Source organism: Gimesia sp., from assembly GCF_040219335.1.
Classification (GTDB): Bacteria; Planctomycetota; Planctomycetia; order Planctomycetales; family Planctomycetaceae; genus Gimesia.
This window is the reverse complement of record NZ_JAVJSQ010000014.1, coordinates 64,777-87,101: the sequence shown is the minus strand read 5'-3', so window position 1 is coordinate 87,101 and position 22,325 is coordinate 64,777. Positions and strand designations below refer to the sequence as shown.

The window sequence follows — 22,325 nt, the reverse complement described above, 5'->3', positions numbered from 1 at the left end:
TCCTTTCCGCCGCATAACCTGTCTGGCTCAAAAACTCCGTGGCCCGGAGGAGCGCCGAAGACAGGTCAGCATTCCAGAAAATAATTTCGGGCCGAAGTGTACTTCACTGTGCAGTTTAAGAAAAGTCGAGTCTGCAAAAATCCGTTGTGCAGATTGCCAGGATCACCAGGATGTTCAAAAAGCTGTTGGCTCAGTTACCCAGCCAGAAAGGGACGTTGGGATCCTGGTAGGTGTCGACGAGAGCATGTGAAACGGTCGTGACTAACTCCTGTCGCTTGACAGGTTTAGACAGTACTTCGTAGGCATTCGCGGCGCTGGCATCCTGACGCAATTCGTCTGTTGCATCGGCGGTAATCAGAATGCAGGGGAGCAGTGCATTGATCTGTTTCAAAATTCGGACGGCTTCCAAACCTGTCAGAATGTCCATATGCATGTCGAGTAGAACAATGTCGACGTGTGTCTGTTCCACAAGCTCAATCGCCTGTTCTCCCGATTCCGCCTCAAACAGTTGGAAGTAAGGGGCCAATACCTCTCTGAGGACTTCACGGAAACCGGAGTCGTCATCAGCAATCAGTAATTGATAAGGAGTTTGCGATCTGGCTTTGACCATAACACAGCTCACCGGAAAGACAGAGCCCCATTGTCGGGGGAGATTTATGCTAACCCTATCTCAAAATCGGGATGGGGCAAATAGTGATTCGACAGCGAAAACATAAGCAAATGAGATACCAATGTCAGTTGTATTCAGACTAGTGGTGTTAAGTTCTTACACAAGCGGTGGTTATATGATTATTGCATTTTGATGACAGCGTTTTCAACTGTTAATTTTCCAGGGAGGACACGCTTAATCTCTGTCAAATAGGCAGAGATGCATAAAGAATAAGGCTCGCACTGCTGTTGATCTGCCGCCGTTTTGGTTGCCGAATTGCCCCGGTTCACTGGTGTGAAACGAGCGCAGATTCCGATTTCACTGTAGGATCAGCAGCGTCAGAGGTGGTTTTCTCTTGCGTCTCGACCATCTGTGTGAAGAACTCAACGAGCCGTTGATCGTAAAGTTCCTGTTGAGCGAAACGGCCGGCGTTGTGCACCGCCCCTGGGAGTGAGCATAGCGTGGTCTCAGAGTGATGGATGCGGCCGATGATCTGATCTGACATGCAAGGCACGACACTCTGATCTTTCTCTCCGACGAAGAACAGCAGTTTTCTATTCTTCAGATTGCGGAGCAGGGGTTTGAGATTAAAGAAGCGACACCCCTGACGCCGTTGAGTGAACCAGACCATAATGCGAAATGCCCGGGTCACCTCCCACGTTGGAACCAGCTGAATGAACAGGCGTGGCAGAAAACGTTCGCCCCAGCGAATCGCATGATCGAGGAACAGGGATTCGTTGATAAACGCGCCTTCGCAGGCGATGTACTGGATTTCGGGTTTTCTGGTCGCAACCGCGAGGGCCGCTGCTGCGCCGCGACACATCCCCAGTAAGCCGAGAGGAAGCTCTTTGAGTTCCGCATGCTGGCGGAGATATCTGATGGCTGCGCGGGTATCATTGAGTTCGTGTTCCGACAGCCAGTGCACGGACTTGTAATTCGGGTCCTGGTCGCTCTCGCCATGATTGCGAAAGTCAAACGTAAACACCGCGAAACCAGCATCCAGTAAGCCGCGACACTGGTAGAGTCCAATCTGTCCCGACAGTCGGAACGGGTGGCAGAACAAAATGACTCCCCGCGGTGGGGATTGCGCCGGAAGCGCCAGCAGACCTCGCAGTGTCAGGCCGTCGACGGAAGGAAAGGAGACTGACTCAATTTGAATCCCGGAGTCTTTGTCCGGCAGGCAACTGAGCGTACCGGCCAACTGAAAACGATCTGGCAGGGGCGCATAGAGGACGGGATAAGCAGCCCGGATAATACAATATTGGATGATTAACTCGATGCCGATCAGCATCAACAGGCACCAGAACAACCAATTCACTACCGTCTCCCTGGGAAGCGAAGTCGCTGCCTAAGCCTGCAGCAGCGACGATGATCATACGTTGTTGGAATCTTGATGACGTACCACCCACAGGTCTCTCTTTGAGGGAGATCCTGGGGCTGCTTACAGTGTAATCAGTTTTTGTCTGAGCGTCTCTGTCAATCTGGATGGTTTGCGGGATATTGTGAAATAACCCGTACAGATCAGCAGCGGCCTAGCCATTGAATTCAGAGAAGATCAGAGAGATGTTCTGACCACCGAATCCAAAGCTGTTGGAGAGTGCTGACGTGACGTTCTGCTGGCGGGCTTCGTTGGGAATGTAATCCAGGTCGCAATCCGGATCGGGGGTTTCGTAGTTGATCGTGGGGGGCACGACGTTATCACGAATCGACATCAGGCAGGTGATCGCTTCCACGCTGCCTGCTGCGGCGATCAGGTGGCCCATCATACTTTTGATGCTGGAAACAGGGACTTTGTAAGCAGTATCGCCCAGCGCGCCTTTGATAGCCCGGGTTTCCACTTTATCGTTGACCGCAGTACTCGTTCCGTGAGCATTGATGTAGTGAATGTCTTCGGGATTGAGCTGGGCGTGGCTCATTGCCATCTTGATACATTTGATCGCCCCGCGACCTTCAGGATGAATGTCGGTCACGCGGTAAGCATCGGCACTGGAACCATAGCCAACCAGTTCGCCATAAATCTTGGCACCCCGTTTCTGAGCCCGTTCGAGGTCTTCCAGGATCATCATCCCGGCACCTTCTCCCAATACGAAACCATCGCGGTTGCGGTCGAAGGGACGCGATGCCTTGGCCGGATCTTCATTGTGCGTTGAAAGAGCCGTCAACAGGCTGAACCCGGTGACGCCGAAGGGGTGAATCATGCTGTGGGCACCACCCGAGAGCATGATATCGACATCGCCACGACGGATCAGTTCCGAGGCTTCGCCAATCGCCTGGCTGGAAGCGGCACACGCGGTTAGACAGTTGAGGTTAGGGCCCTGGGCATTGAACAGGCTCGCCAGGTGACCGGCGGGCATGTTGGGTTCCTGTTCCAGTTCGAACAGCGGATTCAGCTGTTCCAGACCGGCTTTGGTGAACTTTTCCAGGTCGACGTGTCCGTCATTCTGGGCCTGGGCGATCAGTTTCATGAACTGGTAAAAGTCCTGCTGACCTTCCCCGGCACCGAGGTAAACACCGAAAGTGGAAGGATCGAAGTCTTCGTCCAGGATGCCCGAATCTTTCACGGCCTGGGTGGCAGCGCCGATGGCGTAGCGGATGTTGCGTCCTGAGTATTCAAAGCGGTCGAGGTTATCGACATAATCTTCGAGGTGGAAGTCGTGGACTTCGGCTGCGAAGCGGGTGGGAAAATTGGAAGCGTCAAAGTGAGTGATGTTGGAGATTCCGCACTTGGACTCCTGGAGAGCTTTCCAGGTATCTTCCACGGTTTTCCCTAAAGGAGTGATGGCCCCAATACCTGTGATCACAACGCGGCGGTTCATAGCTTTGAATTCTTGTTTTAAATTGAAATTGGTAACAGCAGGCAAATCAGAGTGTTGTTTGACCCAGCGAGTATGATTTGCAGCCCGTAATTAGTTTGATGCTTCGATCAATGAATTATTATTGTAGCCCATTTGGAATCAAGGCTTCCATACCAAGGTTTCAAAAATAGCCGCTCTAAGCCTGTTCTTCACCTGTTCCAGCCTGACCCACGTCCAGAATTCCCAGCAGATTCATGGAAAAGACGAAGTTTTTCTGGTCGATCTTGCCAAATTCGGAATCACTCTGGTCAAGGTGGACAAAGATGATGCTTCCCTCGGCAACCAGGCGGTCTCCCACCATGGCGGTGACATCGACAGCGCCCCCTTCCTCACCGGCATTGGTGATTTTTGCGGTATAGATGAGCTGATCTCCCGGGCAGGCCCAGCTGTGGAACGTCATCTGGGGCACTTTGGCCAGAATCACGATGTGTTCGAAATCATTGATCTCGCCCAGCAGAATTCCCCCCGTCTGGGCCATGCCTTCGATCATCAGGGATCCGGGCATCACCGGAAAACCGGGGTAATGGTCGTGCAGATGCTCTTCGGCCAGTGTCACGTTTTTGACACTCTTGGCGTAAGAGCCGCTCTCGAATTCAATAAAGCGGTCAATCCAGAACCAGCGCATTTCAGCGAACCTTATTGCAGGTGACTTAAAGCTAAAGCAGACCGAACAGCTCTGAATGCGATTCGATCAGACGAAGCGGCACAGCCCACCCGGAGTGAGCTGTGCTGCATTCGACAGTTTTTCTAATCAGAGATAACTCTGGCTTACTTCAGACGGGCATCCAGGAAGTTAACCAGCATCTCGACGGTGAACAGATCCTGCATCTTTTCGACTTTGGGATCGTCGGCAAAAGAATCGATGTCTGCGTGTGGCATTTTTTCACGCAGTTCTGCAATCCCTGCTTCGGTGAATTCGCCATCTTTCACGAAACCGGAATCGGAAGAAGCAATGTTTTCCGGGAAGAGTTCCCCACGGGGAATCTTGATGTCGAATGCTTTTTCCAGACGGAACGCGATGTCCAGGAAGTCAATGGATTCTGCACCGAGGTCTCCCATCAGGGTCGCTTCGGGCACTACTTCGTCGTCATCCAGTCCGAGGGCATCCACGAGGGTTTCACGAACGGAATCGAAGATTTCATCTCTAGTTGGCATCTAATTACTCCTTGATTTCGACCCGCAGGTCGATTATTCCCGCCGACCCAGCCTGTGTAAAACTATTCGGCGAGAGGAATAGTTTTGACAATTTCCGTGTCGACGATCGGAATTGACCCAATTCCGGAATGGTCGACAAAACAAAATATCTCGATTCGTCACAGCCACGAGCTGCTTCGAATTTTACGCTTATTAAATTCCACCCAGAGTCAGACCACCGTCCACGGCCATAGTCTGACCGGTGACGTAGGATGAGTCTTCACTGGCAAAGAACAGCACAGCATTAGCGATGTCTTCGGGAAGACCCAGACGGCGGGCGGGAATGTGTTTCTTAATCTGATCGCCGGCGGCATTACGCACGTCAACGGTCATGTCTGTTTCAATAAACCCGGGAGCGACCGCATTAACGGTGATACCCCGCTTGGCAACTTCGGTGGCCAGGCAGCGGGTGAATCCGATGATTCCCCCTTTACTGGCGGCATAGTTGGACTGTCCTGCGTTACCGAAGTGAGCAGCGACGCTGGACATGTTGATGATGCGACCATAACGTTTTGACATCATCGGACGTGTCACTGCCTGGGAGAAGTTGTAGACGCTGGTCAGGTTGGTGTCGATGACAGCCTGCCAGTCTTCAGCAGACATGGTGGCCAGCAGACCGTCGCGGATGATACCGGCGTTGTTGACCAGGATGTCAATCTTTTCCCATTTTTCGAGGACCTGTTCCACAACGGCATCGGTCTCGCTTTTGTTGGCGACATCAGCCTGAATGGCAATGGCTTCACAGTTTTCGTCAGCCAGTTCTTTGACGATCTGCTCTGCAGCTTCCGCACTGGAACGGTACACAAAGGCAACTTTAGCCCCTTCCCGGGCCAGGGCCTGCACGACGGCTTTTCCAATACCGCGGCTGCCGCCGGTTACCAACGCTACTCTTCCTTCCAGTTTCATTCCTCAATCCAATCTAAATAGTTAACAAGATTTGTTAGTGCTTTGACAGAAGTCGTATTCCGGATCTCTCTGCTTTCAGGAGGTAACCTGTTTAGCCGGATTCCAAAGCTGGGCAAACTGAGTCTTCAGATCCTTGATCCGGTCTGCATCCTTGTCGGCCATCGACGGGTTCTTATCAGCCAGATTAAACTGCTCCAGAACGATTCGTCCGCTGACAGCCGCTTCCCCTTCGACTTCGCTCGAAGCTTTCAGTGTGCAGAGGTTGTCTTCCCACTTCTGAATGCTGAGCGAAACCCGCAGCTGTTTGCCGGGGGTAACGAAACTGTTGAAGCGAATGGCCTTGGTCTGTTTCAACAGGACAGTGCTGTATTGAAAGTCATTGGTATATCGCATCAGCCAGGCACCCGCCTGTACGATGGATTCGACCATGAGTACCCCCGGCATGACAGCGAAGCCGGGAAAGTGGTCCTGCAAATACTCTTCGGCGAGAGAAAGGTTTTTGACAGCCGTGATCGACTTGCCTTTCTCGAGTTCTTTAATTTGATCGACGAGCGAAAATCGCATGTCTGTATTATCTCGCTACCTGTCAGGGAAAGGTGTTCTCGGGATAACCGGAGAGCAGAGGCGTTCCTGAGATCTTCAGGGCACTCATCCTGCGGTCATGATCAATCGGATTGAAATATAGAATCCCCTATCGATGATCCGTCCGGAAAACTTCATTCGTTTCTTCAGAGTCATTGGAAACGTGGCAGTATAATTGCCTGATACTGGTTTCTCAAGCTTGTTGCTCACCAGACAAACCCGAAATCCCCTGAAAATTCCACGTTTCATTAGAAATGGGCGTAAGTGTAATTCATGGAACAGGATACGTAGGTTAGGCTGGGTTCGGGAAACCAGTCGACCAGGCAGAAGCCAATTTAAATGGATCTTGATGTAATGCGGGAGAATATTGTTTGGTCGGCAGGCGTCTGTAAGAGGTGAATGATTGTCAATTCAGCTTTGACGTGACCCATTTTGTGACCTAGGTTTAGAAAGAATCAGGTTCGATATGCGAATATCCGGACCTGTTAATAAGAACAGATCTTTCATCCTGTAACGGGTTTACAAAAATGAGTATAGTCACAGAAAGTCAGCCGGAAGTTAATTTGAGAAAACAGGCGATTGAGGAGATTTTACCGTCGGGAATCTCTCGAAAAAGTGAACCTGTTTCTTTTCGCAATTGCAGAAGAGCTGCTGGGTTGACGACTCGGGTGGCCACCACTTCGACGGGTCGAACCTGGGGAAGTCTGCTGCAGAAACTGGAACAGAGAAAATCTCCTGTCGCTCCCGAAGCAGGGCATTTCGAGCATTCGCAGGGGCACCCCGGTGAACGTCGTGCCTTTCCCCGGCATGCAAGCGATGCCATCATTCTGGCCTTCAATCAGGACGAACCAGGTCTGACTTCTGCAGGGGAAGCGACTGGTAAAAAAGGCTATGCGATTAATGTCAGTCGCAACGGGATTTCCTTCGCTGCCCGATCTGAATTTCAACCGCGGGAACAGCTCCAGTTGTGCGTTGAAGAAACGCAGCTGAATTTTACATTGAATGTTTCTGCAGAGGTCTTACGGTGTGAATCGCTGGACAGCGAATTCCGTCGCGTCGACTGCAAACTGGTGACCCCGTTGACCGATCAGCAGATCCAGTTGCTCAAAGAGCACGTTCCCTCCTGTTTTGCAGGCTGAAACTACTTTGCCTGTGGTGGTACTCCCAGCGATTTGCCACCATCAATGCGGAGAGCGGTGCCGGAAACCATCAGGGCGTCTTGGCTGGCCAGGTAACAGATGGCAGATGCAACTTCCTGTGGGCTGATCATTCGTTTGTTGGCGGCAGCGATCGGGCTGGCGTTGATCATGGACTGTGTCAGCCCATCCGGGTCAGCGGCTCTGGCTATGTCATCATTCATCATGCCAGTCTCTCCGACCGGGCCCGGGCAGACACAGTTGATTCGAATGTTGTCTTTTCCATGGCATAGTCCCAGACTTTCAGTCAGGGCAACGACCGCGTGTTTGCTGATTGAGTAAACCGGGTCATGCGCCCGCGGGAGCAGCCCCGCGTTGCTGGCGGTATTGACAATTGCTCCCCCTCCAGTGGTCAGCATGTGTTTAATGGCATGTTTGCAACCCAGAAAGGTCCCTTTCAGGTTGGTGTCTATACAGGCGTCCCACTCTTCTTCAGAGACGAGATGGATCTGTTTGACCATGCCGATGCCGGCATTGTTTACCAGCACATCTATGCGACCATGCTGGTTGACGGCCTGTTCGATCAGTGTCTGTACGTCTGATTCCTGACGTACATCACAGGTCACTTCCACGATTCCCAGTCGCTCGAACAGTTCCCGGTTTTCTGCGAGATGTTTGAGGTCCCCTGCGAACACGTGAGCCCCGGCTTCCGCCATCATGATTGCGGTAGCGCGACCAATTCCGTTTCCTGCACCTGTAATAATGACTACCTGGTCTTGGAACTGATACTGGTTTGGCATGGATTTATCTCGATTTTCTAGGTTGATGTATACATGTGTTGCATTTGGCCCGGGTGGATAAAGACGCTGGTTCCCTGAAGAGGGATAAATGTATGGGTGGTACCGTTTATAAGGTATATAATATCAGGGTGTTATGTCGATATGTGCTACATCGGGGATTCAGAGTTAGCATCAAAAATGATTGATATTCGCATTGGAAATTGTGGAAAATCGTGTACTCTATAGTAAGGTAATTGGCATAATTTCCAGATATTATTGAGAGTCGCCTCGAATGTTTTGCGCTTTGAGTTAGTTATTACAGTAGCGAGACAGCTTTCTTTTCGCAATTTGGTGGAGCACAGCAATACCGGTGCGACTGCTGTAGCGTCTTCAGTCTCTCATTTTTTTACAACAGTGGAGTACTCGAAAATGCGTCGTTTTTCTAAACAACTCAGTGTTGTTTTCACATTATTACTTTGTGCCAGCGCTCTGTCGCCTGCCGTCAATGCTGCAGGTCCGGAGAGCAGAACGAAGGCATTTTCCACCGGGGCTTTTGATCCATTTATCGACTTCATCAACCAGCGGGTGCGTCAGGGTTGGGAAGACAACGAAGTCGATCCTTCTCCCGTCGCTTCCGACGAGGAGTGGATTCGTCGAGTACACTTGGATCTGATAGGTCAAATCCCTTCCGCAGAAACGGTTGAGAAATTTGTCAAAGATCGTGACCCTGCCAAGCGATCTAAGGTGATTGATCAGTTGCTGGACGATCCCGGCTATGTGCAGAACTTTACGAATGTCTGGACAAACCTGCTCATCGGTCGTCGTACTCCACGACGGGTGAGCCGCAACGGGATGCAAAAGTTCCTGCGTGAGGCGTTTGCCAAAAACCGCCCCTGGGATGAAACCGTTCAGGATCTCGTAACTGCGGAAGGGCATTTTGAGGAAAACGGGGCAGTTAACTACCTGTTGGCCCAGATGCAGAATAACGATGAAGCAGTGCAGGTCACGGCTGCCACAACGCGTCTCTTCCTGGGGATTCAGGTGCAGTGCACCCAGTGTCACAATCATCCGTTTAACGACTGGAAACAGAACCAGTTCTGGGAATACAACAGTTTCTTCCGTCAGATGCGACGTGTGAACCATCGTAAGACCGACCCGAAAACCGGTCGTCAGGTTGACGATTATTCGGAAATCGTAGCCACCGGATTTGATGGTCCCGTCTATTATGAAAAACGTTCGGGTCTGATGCAGGTTGCTTATCCGATCTTTGAAGAAGTCAAAGTCAGCCCTGATTCAGGTGTTGAACGGCGTAAGGAATTTTCCAAGCTGATCGTAAAGGGAGATCGCCCTCTGATCGCCACTGCGATTGTCAACCGGATGTGGGGTTATTTTATGGGCTACGGTTTCACTCGTCCCGTGGATGACATGGGGCCTCATAACCCTGCCTCACACCCTGAACTGTTAAATAAAATGGCCGAAGAACTGGTCAAAAAAGATTACGACCTCAAGCAACTGGCCCGCTGGATCTGTAACAGTGAAGCTTACAACCTGACCAGCCAGTATGGTGGCAAGAATGAAATTGACAGTCCTGAACGTGGAGAGACTCCTCTGTTCTCTCATATGTACGTTAAGAATATGACTGCCGAACAGCTGTATGATTCACTCATTGTCGCCACAGGCGCTCACAAGTCCGGACAGTCCAACTGGGAACGGGCCGAACAGCAGCGTCGTCAGTGGATGAATCAGTTTATGGTTGCCTTCGATACAGATTCCGGGGATGACACCACCACATTTAACGGCACTATTCCTCAAGCTCTGATGATGATGAACGGAGAATTAACCAAGAACGCGATTAGCGCCGAGAGCGGCAGCTATCTGAACCAGATGCTGCTGTCGAAGGGGAACGATCAGGATAAGATCCGCAAAATGTTCCTCTCGACTCTGAGCCGATATCCTGATCGTCGGGAAGTGACCAGTGCCCAGAGACTGATTGCCCGGTCTCCGGATAAACTGGCCGCCTACCAGGACCTGTATTGGGCTCTGCTGAATTCCAACGAATTTATTTTCAATCACTAAACTACAGCGTCGTGCTAAAGACAAATCAATAAACAAAGATCCTATTCGCAAAAGGCCACTATCATGACTATTATGAACCCTTACGGAATGTCGCGTCGGCACTTCATGAAGCACGTCGCAGGCGCAGCGACCGCGATTCCGACCATGAACTTCCTGTCACATCTGGAAGCCAATGCTGCTCAGGTTACGAAGCAGCAGAAAGCCTGTATCCTGATCTGGATGCCGGGTGGACCACCAACGATAGACATCTGGGACCTGAAACCAGGTTCCAAGAACGGCGGTGAATTCAAGCCGATCAGCACCAAAGGTGATATGCAGATTTCTGAGCATATGCCCAAGACCGCCCAGGTCATGGACAACCTGTCTCTGATTCGCTCCATGAGTACTCGTGAAGCCGACCATGCCCGTGGTACCTACTACATGCACTCTGCATACGTACCTAACCCCACCGTGGTACACCCGACCTTCGGTTCGGTGGTCAGCTACGAACTCGGTTCACGTCGTAAAGAACTGGATATCCCCTCGTTCATTTCCGTCGGGGGCAGCCGGGGTAGTGCCGGCTTCCTGGGAATGGCTCACTCGCCATTCGTAGTGTCCAGCAATGGAACTATTCAGAACGCTGATATCAACATGGCTGAAAAACAGCGTCTGGGTCAGCGGCTGGATATGCTCCAGGTTCTGGAGTCCGGATTCATTAAATCCAAGCGTGGTGAGTCCGCCAACTCTCACAAGGACATCTACAAGAAAGCCGTCAACCTGATGACTTCCAGCCAGATGGAAGCCTTCAAAGTTGATCAGGAACCAGCTGCTGTCAAAGACGCCTACGGTACCGGCAACTTCGGACAGGGACTGCTGCTGGCCCGTCGTCTGGTCCAGGTTGGTGTGCCTTTCGTTGAAGTCTCCGCTTCGGTTGGCAGCTGGGACCTGCATCAGGGCGTATTTGATTCACTTAAGAATCAGAACCTGCCTCAGCTGGATAAAGGGATCTCTGCTCTGGTGACTGACCTGAAACAGCGCGGCATGCTGGATGATGTGACCATCGTCTGTATGGGTGAGTTTGGTCGTACACCGCGGATCAACCAGAACGTCGGTCGTGACCACTGGGCCGCCAGCTGGACCGCCATGGTCGGTGGTGGCGGACTGAAGAACGGTCAGGCCATCGGTAAGACCGACAGCGATGGTATCGGCATCGAAGGCAAGAGCTACCTGCCCGGCGATCTGTGGGCAACTGTAGCTCACTCTCTGGGTATTCCGCTGGATATCGTACATACCTCAAAACGAGGTCGTCCGATGAAGCTGGCCAATGGTGGAACTCCGATTAAAGAACTGATCGGTTAGTCTCAGTCTGATGATCAGCTGAATGAAGCCATAAAACAGCGGATGCTCGCAGGGGCTTCCGCTGTTTTAGTCTCGTTTCTGCTGGAAAGTGATATTTGAAATTGATGTAAAAGATTGGGCAGTCCATTGACCAGTTCGACCGATCTACCTGCTTTTCCAGATACGTCATCGGAAGAGAGTCGGGAATTCATTTCGCTGTTTACCAGGCATCAGCGACGTATCTACCTCTACATTCTCTCGATGATTCCACATCCACTGGAAGCGGAAGAGATTCTGCAGAATACGAATCTGGTTATCTGGAAGAAGGCAGATCAGTTTGAGGTCGGAACCAATTTTTTTGCCTGGGCCTGCCAGATCGCACATTATGAAATTCTGAAATATCGGAAAAAGCGTGGTCGCGACAAGCACCAGTTCAGTGATGAGTTTGTCTCACAGGTGGCAGAAGCCGTCAAAGAGAACCAGGACCTGTTCGAACTACGGCGGAATGCCCTGACATTCTGCCTCGCGAAATTACGTAAAAAAGACCGTGAACTGATTCAAAGACGTTATCAGGGAAGTAATCAGGGAAAAGAGTTGGCTGACGATCTGGGACGCCCTGTGAATTCGGTTTATCAGTCACTGGGCCGGGTTCGTCGCACATTATTTGAATGCATTAACCGTTACATTGCAGCTGAGTCGTATAGTCATGAGTAAGCAGGAAGTACAATTAGCTGAGCTTTCTTTGCTTATGGAAGCATTGTGCGAGGAGCGTCTGACTGCTGAAGAGCAGCAGAGGCTGGAAGAGATCGTTCTCTCCAATCCGGACGCGATGCAGTACTACCTGAATTATGCGCACCTGCATGGAACACTGTACTGGGATCAGGCACTAGGCTCCGACGCTGAGATGGCCGTTGCATCCCCTGTTACTGACGCAGAGCTGCCGGTGCTGAAGCAGCCTCATGATCAGGTTCGTCGTAGATCGCTGTCCCGGGCCGGGCTGGCAGCGACTGCAGTTCTGGGGCTGGTGGTTGTGGTCTGGTATGTATTTCGAGGACCCTCCACCGAACCTCAACTGGCTGACAACCAGCAAACCCCGTCTGAATTGACACCAGGGCCTGAGGAAACGCTGGTCACTGAAGATGGTACACGGCGGTCTCCCCGGTTCGATTCTTCACAGCATCCCATGCTGCGACTGCGTCAGGATGGAACCGTCACTCAGCTTACAGACCAGCCTCTGGTGGCAGCCAAGCCGAAAGCATTACCACCGGTAGAGAAGCTCCCTGCGGATGCGTCTGATGAAGCGATCGTTACTTTTATCAACCATCGGATTCAGGATGGCTGGCAGGCTGCGAATATTACACCTTCTCCTGCTGCCACTGACGCGGAGTGGGTCCGTCGGGTCTACCTCGATGTGATTGGTCGCATTCCAACACCTGAAGAGGCCGAAAACTTCCTGAAGTCCAAACAGCCTGACAAACACCAGCAACTGGTTCAGAAGCTACTGGAAAATCCCTCTTACGTAACGAACTGGTCGACGATCTGGACCCGTCTGTTAATTGGTCGGTCCACTTCGCGCGGAATTAACCGCCGTGCATTACAGGATTTCCTGGTACAGAGCTTTGATGATAACCGTCCCTGGAATGATATCGTATTCGATCTGGTGGCTGCTGAAGGTGACGCCGATAGCAACGGCGCCACAAACTTTCTGCTGGCTCATTTGAACAACCAGGCTGTTCCAGCGACCGCAATCACAACCCGTCTGTTCCTGGGAACGCAGATTCAATGCACGCAGTGCCATAATCATCCCTTCAATGATGCCACCCAGAGTCAGTTCTGGGAAATCAACAGTTTTTTCAAGCAGACGAAGATCGTACGCAAAAAACGGACTGACAAAAAAGGGGAAAAGGATCAGACTCAACTGGCTTTGGTCTCCCTGCGTGATGGCGGTACGACGTTTTACGAAACCCGACAGGGATTGATGCAGCCCGCTTATCCTAAATTTGCCGGTGTGAAAATTCCCGAAGGTCCGAATGTAAATCGTCGTCAGGAGCTGGCGAAGCTCATGACCTCCGGCAAAACCGATCAACTGGCGCGGGCGATGGTCAACCGGATGTGGGCTCACTTTTTCGCTTACGGTTTCACTCGACCGATCGACGATATGGGCTACCACAATTCACCCACACATCCCGAACTGCTGGACGAACTGGCCCGGCAGTTTGCTGATAGTAACTATAACATCAAACAGCTGATTCAGTGGATCTGCCTGTCAGACGCCTATCGACTCAGCAGTCAGTTTACTGCCGATAACGCATCCGACGATCCGGATGACGGCAGCACTCCCAATTTCAGCCGGATGTATGTAAAGCAGATGACGGTAGAGCAGCTTTATGATTCACTGCTGGTAACAACCAATCCGGCGGAGATCGTTACTGACTATCAGTCGGCCTGGAAGAAGATGCAGAAACGCGATCAATGGCTGCAGCAGTTTGTCTACACTCATCAGAATGAAGAGAATGACGAAACGACCACCTTCGACGGTACCATCACCCAGGCTCTGCTGATGATGAATGGTCCCCTGGTACAGAATAGCCTGGATTATAATCGGAAAGATACCATCCTGGCCTCGGCAATCAAAGAACGCTCGCCTGATGCCCGCATCAAGAAACTGAGTCTGGCTGCGCTGACGCGTTATCCCACATCCAGAGAACTGACCGAACTCAAACGGCTGGTCAAGGAGCGGACCCGGTATCTGACCTCCCGCAACGTGCCTCCCCAGATCGCAGTTCAGCAGAGCTACCAGGATGTCTACTGGGCCTACCTCAACTCCAATGAGTTCATTCTCATCCACTAAGCAGCGATCCGAAGCTTGCGATTGCAAGAATGAACTGGTATAGCTGATCGCAGGTTTTCTACTCTCTCCGGCGAGAACCGTTCACCCCTGCAGGAGAGGACTACTGCAGCGCGGACTGCGATTTGACTCACAGAGGGAGCTCATGACCGATCGTCTGTTTAATAAGGTTGCCGTTATCACAGGCGCAAGCAGTGGCATTGGACGCTCCATTGCAGAGCATTTTCTGAATGAAGGGGCCAAGGTCGTTGTGTTCGCCCGCCGGAGCGAATTGCTGGAAGAACTGGAAGCCCGCTATCCGGCACGAACGCTGGTTATCGACGGGGATGTGACCAGTGACGAGGATCTGCTGCGACTCTCCGAGGGAACCAAGCGCCGCTTCGGGCGGGTCGATATTCTGGTGCCCAACGCAGGGCTGGCACGGGTGATCCCGATTGAAGACTCCTCGCGTTCAGCAATCGACGAAACCTTTAATGTGAATTTTCATGGTGCCCTGCAGACCGTGCGCACTTTCCTGCCGGATTTGAGCGAAGGCGCTTCGATTCTGTTTATCTCCACTTTTCTCACTCAGGTCGGCTTTCCAGGGCTGGCTGCCTACTCGGCGTCGAAGGCTGCGGTAAAATCTCTGGCACAGACCCTGGCTGCGGAACTGGGCCCGCGCGGCATTCGCGTCAATTCAATCGCGCCGGGGCCGATCAAGACTCCCATCTGGAGTCAGGTCGGTCTGAATGAGGAACAGCTGGCGGGAGTCGCGACGCAGATCAGTCAGCGCTTAATATCCGGTAGTTTCGGGAAGCCGGAAGACATCGCAGAAACAGCCGTGTTTCTGGTTTCCGATGCAGCGCGCTTTATTGTCGGGCAGGAAATCGTAGTCGATGGTGGCTATACGATTGGTTGAAACCGGTCAGTCCAAGTTTCAGCCACGTCGATCATGCGACAGTGAGACAGGAGTGATTTGGTTACCGATGAACTCTTTGAGAGTTTTAAACTGTTTGTTGGTCAGAAACACACACAGCTCACAGCCTGTGACGTATTTTCCGGAACCATTCTGGTTCTGCCAGACGACTCGAGCGGTCGAGTTAAATAGATGCTCGCCTGCACTATGGACCTGTACCAGCAGTGTCTCTTCGATGGTCAAAGCCACGTCCAGCAGCATGCGCAGACCGTCAACGGAAACATCACTTACAGTTCCCTCTAAAGGTTCATGACCTGAACCGCTGCCGGATCTCAGCAGGCGGACTTCGATGCCTGCTTCCAGTCTCTCATAATTACGACGTTCATCTCCGGAACGCCGGTTATTGGAACTTCTACGATCGATCATGAACGCAACCCGCTGTCTGTATTCGAAAATCAGAATCAGTCTATGCAGAGAGATCCCGGGACCAAGTTTAAGAACACTGCATATGAAGTATAGACTAGATTCGGCAGCGGGATGGGAGAGAGTTTGAGAATCTCTGCTGGAGATCACACCCGGGCAGTCTGTGCCGATTCTACTGTTTGACCGTTTTAAACAGCGGCAGGATTTCGTTCAGATTGTCTTTCTCACACAACAGAATTACGGTATCGCCCGACTGTATCTGATCATCGGCACCGGGTACACGGACACAGTCCTCTTTCACGACCGCAGCAATCAGTGCCTGCTTCAATTTGATATCCTTCAGCTTGGCCTGGGTAATGGGAGAATTCTTTCGAACCTCGACTTCCAGGATCAGCGAGTTGCCCCCGCCAATTTCTGAGTGACTGATCACAGGTCCGGAATGAACCATTCCCATGATCTGACGGGTAATGACTTCCCGGGGACTGACGGCGACATCGATCCCCAGTTTTTCCAGCACGTTGGCATAATCGGGCCGACGCACAATACTCATGATGCGGTCTGCTCCCAGCTCTTTGGCCTCCACACCACACACGATGTTATCCTCATCCCGTCCGGTCGCGGCGACGAAAACATCAGCCTTTCCGACTCGAGCCTCTTCCATTTCCGTGCGGCGGGTTGCGTCCGCGTGCAGAACGGTTGTGGAACTCAGGTGTCGGGAGAGAAATTCACAACGTTGCGGATCGGTTTCGAGAATTGTTACCGAGTATTCTTTCTTCTGCAGAATACGCGCCAGGTTGAAACCGATATTTCCACCGCCGGCGATAATGACGCGGAACTTCAAGGCCCGCTTGTGCTGGAACATGCGATGTACTTTATCGATGTTCTCCTGGGTGCCGATCAACGTCACAATCTGCCCGGCTTCAATCACATTATCTGCACCAGCGATAGACGTACTGTTGCCGTCCGAAATCAGGCCTACGCGTACACCGCTGGGCAGCTTAAGATTCCGGAGCAACACACCGTCCGCTTTGACCCCGGGCTGTACGTCGAGCACCTGAATCACAACTTCGCCGCGGGCAAAGTTCTCCACCGCAAACAGGCCCGGCTCTCCGATCTGCTTTGCGAGTTCAAGGGCCGTCAGATGTTCCAGACTGAGCAGTCGGTCGATGTTGAAATGCCGCTGGTAGTCGAAGGTGCTCAGATTCAGATAGGCGTGATTGAACACCCGGGCGACACAACGTCGGGAACCCATGGCTTTGGCAAGGCTGGCGCCAACCATGTTGACTTCGTCCTGGCTGGTTACCGCCAGACACAGGTCTGCTCCCAGGACACCTGCCTGAAAGAGGATGGCGGAATCACAGGCAGAGCCACAGATGGTCTGCACGTCGACCCGTTCTTCAATCTGTTCCAGGGCACGGCGCGACTGGTCAATGATGGTGACGTTATGTTGTTCGGCGCAGAGCGTGTCAGCGACAAATGTGCCCACAGTTCCCGCACCCATGATGACAATATTCATATTCTACTCAACAGTAAACAGTTTCAGTCTAGTGGTCAGGCTCGCTATATCAACTGCTGGCACTGCGATAACTGTTCAGAGACCATTTGAAAATCCAACGCGAAACAAACAGCAGCACCAGGGTAATTGAAATAGAGACCAGTGTAATCCAAGATGGCTCAAGCGCTTTAGAAAGTAATTGACGAGCTGGGATTGTAACGACCAGCAGGATCGGGATTACATACGAAAAGGCGAACTGCAGGATCTCTCCAGTGGGAGAGCCACTATAAATACTGCGTGGATAACGGGCAAACACGGTAATATAAAACCAGAAGTCATACAGGCCCTGATTCCGCCCGAACCAGATACTGCTGCTGGCCAGCGCAATCATCAGGCTGTAGAAAAAGGCGACACCAATCATCAGCAGCAGACAATACATCAGGATCTGTCCCGTGCCCAGCAGACAGAGGTGGAGCAGCCAGCTCCATTGTCCCGCCTGAATCTGATACTGCAGTACTGACAGCGCCGGTTCGAGTTGCGTCGTATGTGCCAGCGCGTAGAGCAGCAGGGCTCCCGCGAGCACAATCTGATTTAACATTGCCAGATTAACTTTTTCAAATGAAACCAGGAACTGCGTATCGATGGGCTTAAGCAGGACGAAGTCCAGATTTCCATTCCTGATCAATTCGCTGAAGTTGGCGCAGTTGGGCATGAAAAATGTTTCCACGATCGCATTGATCAACATCCCGGTCGCCATGAACGCGAAATATTCTTCGCGTGTCCAGTCATTAATGGAATTGACGTTGCGGTAAATGATATCGAACAGAATCAACTGCGCTGCGAACCAGAATCCACGGGTGACAATCGTGATTATCAGGTTACCACGAAAGGTCATTTCACGAATCAGTGAGTTACGCAGAAAAGTAATCCAGACACGCCCATATTGAGGGCGGGAGTTGCTGGCCATTGGTAGATAATCTTTCTATGAAATCTGAACTGCCCCAAGGACAATTTCTCTTCCCAGTCGTCGTGTCTATTTTATGCGATTTGACCGGAGATGTCTGCTCTGGCCACCTGATCAGAAACATGAATTTCCATTCGATTGTTAACTTATTGGGGATAATGTGCTTGTGAAGAATGTACGGAAGACACCTCTGACGGAAAAGAAATCGACGTCAGCTCGATTCTGTATAAAAAATCGACTGGTTTCAACAGGTGAAATCGGCTCACCTCCGGTTTACCGTGTACATTAAAGGTACGTGTTTTGATATCCGTGTTGTTATTGCTGAGGTGAGATCTATGACCCCGGTCATCTACTCGAAAAAACAGTCTTTCAAACATTCTGTGCTCTCTGTTCTGGTGCTGCTGGTCGGGGTGACACTCATTTCACCATCTGTCTATGCCCAAAAAGATCCGTTTGCCACAGATGCCAAGCCGGCCGAACTGACTCCCGAGGAGCAGGAGCAGGCTGCTCAGGAACTTCTGAAAGGTGTGGAGAAGCTGGTGCTTTCACAACAGAAGCGGATTGCCGCCAAGGTGATTCGCCTGTATCCGAAATCGGAATCTGCCAAAATCGCCAAACTTTTACTGGCAGAATATTCTCGTTTTGCTGAACTGACAGAAGACCAGGAACGGGCTCAGGCTGAATGGCTGAACCAGGTGCGGGATCACTGGTTTGTGGAGAGAGACCCGGTACATAATTCTTACTTCTTCACAATTCTGGAAGGAACTCAGGTTCCAGCTACCAAAATTGTCAATACGACGAAGACTCCGTTGTTATATGAATTGAAGGGACCTTCCATGCCCTGGACAGGGCCGTATCGCCTGCGAGCGGGAGAATCACACGAATTTCATTATACCGCTCAGATCCGATTCTTTACCGATGCGGGATTAGTCGTCAAAACGCTGCACCATGGTCAGGTTCTGCAGATGAGTGATAAAGACAGTCTACATATCAAGTAATTTGCGTTCAGAATCATTTTTTTCTGAAAATTCTTGTCGGTCATGCCCGGTGCGATCTGGGGATTGCATAAATTGGTTCGGCATGCAAGTGATTATTCAGTAATGACTTATCAGATATATATCGGAATCAGACAGGGAACTGTCTGATTCCGGATCCAGGCCGAATTCGCCTTTTCTGACCTTGCACATCTCGCTATACTCCGTCCCACTTCCACGGATCATCTCATCTGTAACCACCTCTCTCTCAATTTTCAGATCTCCTGATCCTCTCTCACTCATAACTACAATACAGTCTCAGCAATCTTCTGCTGAGGTTCACCTAAGGAGCCTCACAGGTGAGGTTATTTTATCCATCATCCATACAGACAATGATGCTGTTGGTGCTGTCTTTCTGCGCTGCTCAAACGGAGTTGCAGGCACAGCAGCCAAACAGTCAAAGGCCCTTTCTGGCTCCTTCACCGCATGCCATTCAGCAGAGACAGCCCCCTTCGCATCCCACACAGGCTCAAGCGTTTCTGGAAAAACAATATGCATCACCGGCTGGTAACCCGATACAGTTAGGTGCTCCGCTACATGAGTCCTCGCCGGTCCGGTCCGCAGACTGGAACCGGGGAATTGCAGATCGCTTGCCTCCACTTTATGCCCAGGACAGTGTCAGTTCGCGTAAAAGCGTGACCCAGATTCGACAGGTTCAGGCGACGGATACTCTTTACGGTCCCGACCTGCTGGCGGAAGATCCAGAATTTTCCACCCTGGAGACCATCCCAGAGCCAGCTGGCAGTTACACGGACTCGATTGAACAACTCTGTCAGGAAAACTGCTGGGGCTGGACCGTCCTGCCGACAGACCTGCTGTATACTTCGTATCTGGCGGGGCCCAAAGAACCTCGAATGGCCATGGCCGTGCTGCATGAAAAAGACATCGGCTGGCAGCTGGAACTGGAAGCAGGGGCCCGCGTCGGGATTCTGCGTTATGGTTCATTAAACGATGATGTGCTGGAAGGTTGGCAGCTGGATGTAGAAGGCGCAGGCCCTCCCCGTCTGAATCTGGAAGAAGAATTTGATGTTGAAGCGACCGATTATCGCGTTGGGGTCCCTTTGACCTGGAGACGTGGTGCCTATCAGGCAAAGCTCGCCTATTATCATACCAGTTCGCATGCCGGCGATGAATACATGGTGCGCAACCCCAGCTTTCAGCGCATCAATTACGTACGTGATGCGTTTGTGTTGGGGGGCGGTTATTTCCCGGATCCCGATTTACGTTTGTATGCCGAACTTGGATACGCCTTTAACGTCGATGGTGGGGCACAGCCCTGGGAACTGCAGTTTGGTGCTGAGTTCAGTCCTGTCGAACACAATGGCTTTCAGGGAGCCCCCTTCTGGGCTGTGAACGCATATCTGCGCGAGGAAGTCAACTGGGGTGGTAACGTCAGTATGATGGTCGGCTGGCAGTGGCGTGGTGACCGGAACAATCACCTGTTCCGCGTTGGTCTGCAGTATATCGACGGAAAAACCATCCAGTATCAGTTCTATAATAACTCCGAACAGTTCTTTGGATTTGGTACCTGGTACGATTTCTAAGCAACTCGCTATCCTCAGATTCTCTGCTATAATACTCGGCTGACCGTTAAACCAGGTATTTTTACAGTCAGGGAGCGAAACAGATCTGATGGCAGGGGGGAAAGTTTATTTAGTGGGCGCCGGTCCGGGCGACCCTGGGTTGATTACCCTCAAGGGGATAGAGTGCCTGCAAAAGGCAGACCTGATTCTGTATGACGGATTAGTGAATCCCCTGATCCTGCAGCATGTTTCCTCGGAAGTTGAAAGAACCTGTCGCGTCTCGGAAGGTTGTAAAAACCGACGCGTACTGCAGCAGGACGAAATCAACCAGCGTCTGATTTCCGCTGCCCTGGAAGGAAAGACCGTCGTTCGCCTCAAAGGGGGAGATCCCTTTATATTCGGTCGCGGCAGTGAAGAAGCCGCTGCTTTGCGGAATGCGGGCATCGAATTTGAGGTCGTACCAGGAATTACAGCAGCAACCGCTGCCGCCGGCTACGCCGGGATCTCGGTGACCCATCGGGCACATGCATCTGCGGTCGCACTGATCACCGGTCATGAAGACCCCACCAAGCCAGATTCTTCACTGGACTATGACGTCCTGGCAAAATTCCCCGGAACGCTGGTGTTCTACATGGGGCTGCATAAGTTGGAGCGGATTGTCGAATCTCTGATGCAGGTCGGAAAAGCAGAGGAGACGCCTGCTGCGGTTATCAGTCGTGGGACGACTCCCTTTCAGAAAACCGTTCAAAGTACACTTTCGCAACTTCCCGAACAGGTCAGACAGGCAGGCCTGGTGGCCCCCTCACTGATCGTCATCGGCGATTGTGTTTCCCTGCGCGATCAGATTGCCTGGTTCGAACAAAAACCCTTATTCGGTCTGCGGATTGGAATTACCCGTGCTGAAGAACAGTCAGAGCCAGAAATCAAACGGGCTCTGGAACTGGGGGCGCAACCGGTACTGTTACCGACCATCGAAATCGGTCCTCCCGCGGACTGGGAACCAGTGGATGCCGCCATCGCGGGTTTAGATGAATATCAATGGCTGGTCTTTACCAGCGCGAACGGAGTTCACTATTTTCTGAACCGCTTGTGGGAAACAGGCTATGATGCGCGGAAACTAGCCCGGCTCAAGATCGCGACCATCGGTCCCTCGACTGCGGAGGCGCTGCAGCAGTTTCATTTGCGGGCGGATCTGATTCCCGATCAGTACCGGGCCGAAGCATTGGCCGCGGCCCTGAAGCCACTGGTCCAAGGTCAGAAGATTCTTTGGGCGGGAGCCAACCGGGGCCGTGAAGTCTTGCAGACAGAGCTAGCAGAAGTTTCCGCGACGGTCGATAAGATTGTGGTTTACGAAAATCACGATGTCGCCAGCTGGGAAATTGAGAGCCTGGAACTGCTGGAATCAGGAGAGATCGACTGGATTGGACTCAGCAGCCCTTCGATTGCCCGTAATTTCAGTCGGCTGTTGACTGATAATATCCGTCAGCATCTGGGAAGTAGAACCCGTCTGGTCAGTATCAGCCCCGTGACAACTCAGGCTGCGAAAGACGTCGGTTTGCAGATTGATGCAGAAGCGGAAGAGTATCTCTGGGACGGGATCTTTGCTGCGATTCAAAAGCACGTTTCCCGTTGATGCAGCCCTTTGAATC

At 51.8% G+C, this 22,325-nt stretch carries 20 protein-coding genes; 9 read left to right on the top strand and 11 right to left on the bottom strand.

All coding sequences use genetic code 11. From position 1 onward, the window contains the following. Positions 1 to 190: 190 nt before the first annotated feature. From RID21_RS11905 to RID21_RS11875, 7 genes are all read right to left on the bottom strand, one after another. Positions 191 to 610 carry a response regulator gene (locus tag RID21_RS11905; protein ID WP_145044797.1) on the bottom strand — a complete coding sequence of 140 codons (420 nt, stop codon included), beginning with the start codon at positions 608 to 610 and terminating at the stop codon, positions 191 to 193. 325 nt (positions 611 to 935) lie between these two features. Then, the gene (locus RID21_RS11900; protein ID WP_350189151.1) at positions 936 to 1,967 is read right to left on the bottom strand and encodes an alpha/beta hydrolase; all 1,032 of its coding nucleotides are present in this window, start codon (positions 1,965 to 1,967) and stop codon (positions 936 to 938) included. Between the two features lie 214 nt (positions 1,968 to 2,181). Then, positions 2,182 to 3,465: a beta-ketoacyl-ACP synthase II gene (fabF, locus tag RID21_RS11895; RefSeq protein WP_350189149.1), complete on the bottom strand. Its 1,284-nt coding sequence runs from the start codon at positions 3,463 to 3,465 to the stop codon at positions 2,182 to 2,184. A gap of 175 nt (positions 3,466 to 3,640) precedes the next feature. After that, a complete protein-coding gene (locus tag RID21_RS11890; RefSeq protein ID WP_350189147.1) occupies positions 3,641 to 4,129 on the bottom strand; it encodes a 3-hydroxyacyl-ACP dehydratase FabZ family protein in 489 nt (162 codons plus the stop codon). A gap of 143 nt (positions 4,130 to 4,272) precedes the next feature. Then, complete coding sequence (locus RID21_RS11885) at positions 4,273 to 4,659, bottom strand: acyl carrier protein (RefSeq protein ID WP_145044789.1); 387 nt, start codon at positions 4,657 to 4,659, stop codon at positions 4,273 to 4,275. A gap of 192 nt (positions 4,660 to 4,851) precedes the next feature. Continuing rightward, positions 4,852 to 5,604: a 3-oxoacyl-[acyl-carrier-protein] reductase gene (fabG, locus tag RID21_RS11880; RefSeq protein ID WP_350189145.1), complete on the bottom strand. Its 753-nt coding sequence runs from the start codon at positions 5,602 to 5,604 to the stop codon at positions 4,852 to 4,854. A 75-nt stretch (positions 5,605 to 5,679) separates the two neighbouring features. Further along, a complete protein-coding gene (locus RID21_RS11875) occupies positions 5,680 to 6,168 on the bottom strand; it encodes a 3-hydroxyacyl-ACP dehydratase FabZ family protein (RefSeq protein WP_350189143.1) in 489 nt (162 codons plus the stop codon). A gap of 674 nt (positions 6,169 to 6,842) precedes the next feature. Between RID21_RS11875 and RID21_RS11870 the strand changes: the two genes are divergently transcribed. Further along, complete coding sequence (locus tag RID21_RS11870) at positions 6,843 to 7,325, top strand: PilZ domain-containing protein (RefSeq protein WP_350189141.1); 483 nt, start codon at positions 6,843 to 6,845, stop codon at positions 7,323 to 7,325. Positions 7,326 to 7,327: 2 nt separating this feature from the next. On the opposite strand, the gene RID21_RS11865 is transcribed toward RID21_RS11870, so the two are convergent. After that, the gene (locus RID21_RS11865; RefSeq protein WP_350189139.1) at positions 7,328 to 8,122 is read right to left on the bottom strand and encodes an SDR family NAD(P)-dependent oxidoreductase; all 795 of its coding nucleotides are present in this window, start codon (positions 8,120 to 8,122) and stop codon (positions 7,328 to 7,330) included. A gap of 408 nt (positions 8,123 to 8,530) precedes the next feature. On the opposite strand from RID21_RS11865, the gene RID21_RS11860 reads away from it, so the two are divergent. The 5 genes from RID21_RS11860 (at position 8,531) to RID21_RS11840 (ending at position 15,240) form a co-directional block, all read left to right on the top strand. Further along, on the top strand, positions 8,531 to 10,177 hold the full coding sequence (locus RID21_RS11860) for a DUF1549 domain-containing protein (RefSeq protein ID WP_350189137.1): 1,647 nt from the start codon (positions 8,531 to 8,533) through the stop codon (positions 10,175 to 10,177). A 63-nt stretch (positions 10,178 to 10,240) separates the two neighbouring features. After that, positions 10,241 to 11,515, top strand: a complete 1,275-nt coding sequence (locus tag RID21_RS11855; RefSeq protein WP_350189135.1) for a DUF1501 domain-containing protein — start codon at positions 10,241 to 10,243, stop codon at positions 11,513 to 11,515. Between the two features lie 126 nt (positions 11,516 to 11,641). Then, complete coding sequence (locus tag RID21_RS11850; protein ID WP_350189133.1) at positions 11,642 to 12,208, top strand: sigma-70 family RNA polymerase sigma factor; 567 nt, start codon at positions 11,642 to 11,644, stop codon at positions 12,206 to 12,208. Next, positions 12,201 to 14,345 (top strand): DUF1549 and DUF1553 domain-containing protein, encoded by a 2,145-nt coding sequence (locus RID21_RS11845; protein ID WP_350189131.1) that lies wholly within the window; start codon positions 12,201 to 12,203, stop codon positions 14,343 to 14,345. The genes RID21_RS11850 and RID21_RS11845 overlap by 8 nt, the downstream gene beginning before the upstream one ends. Before the next feature lie 142 nt (positions 14,346 to 14,487). Next, the gene (locus RID21_RS11840; protein WP_350189129.1) at positions 14,488 to 15,240 is read left to right on the top strand and encodes an SDR family NAD(P)-dependent oxidoreductase; all 753 of its coding nucleotides are present in this window, start codon (positions 14,488 to 14,490) and stop codon (positions 15,238 to 15,240) included. Between the two features lie 18 nt (positions 15,241 to 15,258). Here RID21_RS11840 and RID21_RS11835 read toward each other — a convergent pair whose 3' ends face one another. The 3 genes from RID21_RS11835 to RID21_RS11825 all read right to left on the bottom strand — a co-directional run bounded on the left by RID21_RS11835 (position 15,259) and on the right by RID21_RS11825 (position 18,122). After that, positions 15,259 to 15,663 carry a PilZ domain-containing protein gene (locus RID21_RS11835; protein ID WP_350189127.1) on the bottom strand — a complete coding sequence of 135 codons (405 nt, stop codon included), beginning with the start codon at positions 15,661 to 15,663 and terminating at the stop codon, positions 15,259 to 15,261. A 169-nt stretch (positions 15,664 to 15,832) separates the two neighbouring features. Further along, the gene (gene trkA, locus RID21_RS11830; protein ID WP_145044767.1) at positions 15,833 to 17,176 is read right to left on the bottom strand and encodes a Trk system potassium transporter TrkA; all 1,344 of its coding nucleotides are present in this window, start codon (positions 17,174 to 17,176) and stop codon (positions 15,833 to 15,835) included. A 49-nt stretch (positions 17,177 to 17,225) separates the two neighbouring features. Next, positions 17,226 to 18,122: an ABC transporter permease gene (locus tag RID21_RS11825; protein ID WP_350189125.1), complete on the bottom strand. Its 897-nt coding sequence runs from the start codon at positions 18,120 to 18,122 to the stop codon at positions 17,226 to 17,228. A gap of 332 nt (positions 18,123 to 18,454) precedes the next feature. Here RID21_RS11825 and RID21_RS11820 point away from each other — a divergent pair, with 332 nt between their 5' ends. The 3 genes from RID21_RS11820 to cobA all read left to right on the top strand — a co-directional run bounded on the left by RID21_RS11820 (position 18,455) and on the right by cobA (position 22,309). Continuing rightward, the gene (locus RID21_RS11820) at positions 18,455 to 19,117 is read left to right on the top strand and encodes a hypothetical protein (protein ID WP_350189123.1); all 663 of its coding nucleotides are present in this window, start codon (positions 18,455 to 18,457) and stop codon (positions 19,115 to 19,117) included. 380 nt (positions 19,118 to 19,497) lie between these two features. After that, positions 19,498 to 20,697 (top strand): DUF1207 domain-containing protein, encoded by a 1,200-nt coding sequence (locus tag RID21_RS11815; RefSeq protein WP_350189121.1) that lies wholly within the window; start codon positions 19,498 to 19,500, stop codon positions 20,695 to 20,697. Positions 20,698 to 20,785: 88 nt separating this feature from the next. Beyond that, complete coding sequence (cobA, locus tag RID21_RS11810) at positions 20,786 to 22,309, top strand: uroporphyrinogen-III C-methyltransferase (protein WP_350189119.1); 1,524 nt, start codon at positions 20,786 to 20,788, stop codon at positions 22,307 to 22,309. Positions 22,310 to 22,325 lie beyond the last annotated feature (16 nt).